Raw genomic sequence first — 1,426 nt, 5'->3', positions numbered from 1 at the left:
CGACCCGTTCGGCCTCGAACGCTGGTTCGCCGAGTACGAGCACGAGGCCGACATCATGCTGGCCGAGAGCGGCATCCGGTCGCTCGACGCGAGTCGGTTCGACCTCGACCCGGGGAAGCTCGGCTACGTCATCCCGACGAACGGCGACCCCGAGTTCCGGGCGTCCGTCGGCGACCGCTACGACCGGTCCCCAGACGAGGTCCTGTTCACCTGCGGCACGCAGGAGGCGAACTTCCTGACGTTCCTCTCGATTTTAGGCGACGAGGGGGCGGTGGACGGGAGCGAGGGCGCCGCCGAGGGAGCGAACGGCGAATCCGGAATCGGCTCCGGCACCCACGCCGTCGTCGTCACCCCGACCTATCAGGCGCTCCACGCCGTGCCCGACGCGTTCGGCGACGTGACCCGCGTGGAACTGGAGCCGCCGGAGTGGGAGCTGGACCCCGACGCGGTCGCCGACGCCGCCCGCGACGACACCGCCGTGATCGTCGTCAACAACCCGAACAACCCGACCGGGCGGTACCACGACGAGGCCGCGATGCGGGCCGTCTACGACGTCGCGGTCGAGAACGACGCCTACCTGCTCTGCGACGAGGTGTACCGACTGCTCGCCGAGGAGCCGCAGCCGCCGGTCGCGAGCTACGGCGCACACGGGATCTCGACGACGAGCCTCACGAAGGCGTACGGGCTCGCGGGCCTGCGGTTCGGCTGGATCGCCGGCCCGGAGCCGGTCGTCGAGCGAGCGTGGCGCTGGAAGGACTACACGACCATCTCGCCGAGCCTGTTCGGCCAGCACGTCGCGAAGCAGGCGCTCGGCCGGCGCGAGGACCGCATCCTCTCGGAGAACCGCGAGCTGGCCGCCGACCACCGCGAGAGGGTCGCGGCGTGGGTCGACGACCACGGCCTCGACTGGTACGACCCGGTCGGCGTCAACGCGTTCGTGACGGTCCCCGACGGGTTCGACGACGCCGAGTCGTTCTGCCGGACCGTCGTCGAGGAGGCGAGCGTCGTCCTCGCGCCCGGGCATCTGTTCGGCTTCCCGGACCGGTTCCGGATCGGGTTCGGGCTCCCGACCGAGGAGCTGGAGGACGGCCTCGAACGCGTGGGCCGCGTGATCGAGGGGCACGCGCCGGCGTCCGACTCGGCCGCGACGACCGGGGGTGACGCCTGATGGGGCTGTTCGGCGACCTCAAGGACGACGTGGTCGAGCTCGTCCGCGACCCCACCGACGAGCAGAAAGTGCTGTTGGTGGCGTTCGTCGCTATGGCGGTTGCGGACCGTGCCTTCTACTTCAGGGATATTCCGTTCGTCGTGCGGACGACGGCCGCGGTCGGCGTCGGCTTCATCGTCATGTTCGTCGTCAGCTACCTGTACACGGGCCAGCTCGTCCCGCCGGACGGGAACGTCGACGACGACGAGGAGCCGGAGG

At 70.5% G+C, this 1,426-nt stretch carries 2 protein-coding genes; both read left to right on the top strand.

Annotated elements, in window-relative coordinates; genetic code table 11:
* Window positions 1-1,168: aminotransferase class I/II-fold pyridoxal phosphate-dependent enzyme (locus B9G38_RS17355; protein ID WP_086221183.1), on the top strand; the 1,168-nt coding region annotated here is incomplete at its 5' end.
* Window positions 1,168-1,426: hypothetical protein (locus B9G38_RS17350; RefSeq protein ID WP_086221182.1), on the top strand; the 259-nt coding region annotated here is incomplete at its 3' end. The genes B9G38_RS17355 and B9G38_RS17350, both read left to right, overlap by 1 nt.

Source organism: Halorubrum sp. SD612 (assembly GCF_002135005.1).
Note: the sequence above shows the minus strand (reverse complement) of the source record. Positions and strands in the feature narration are given on the sequence as shown.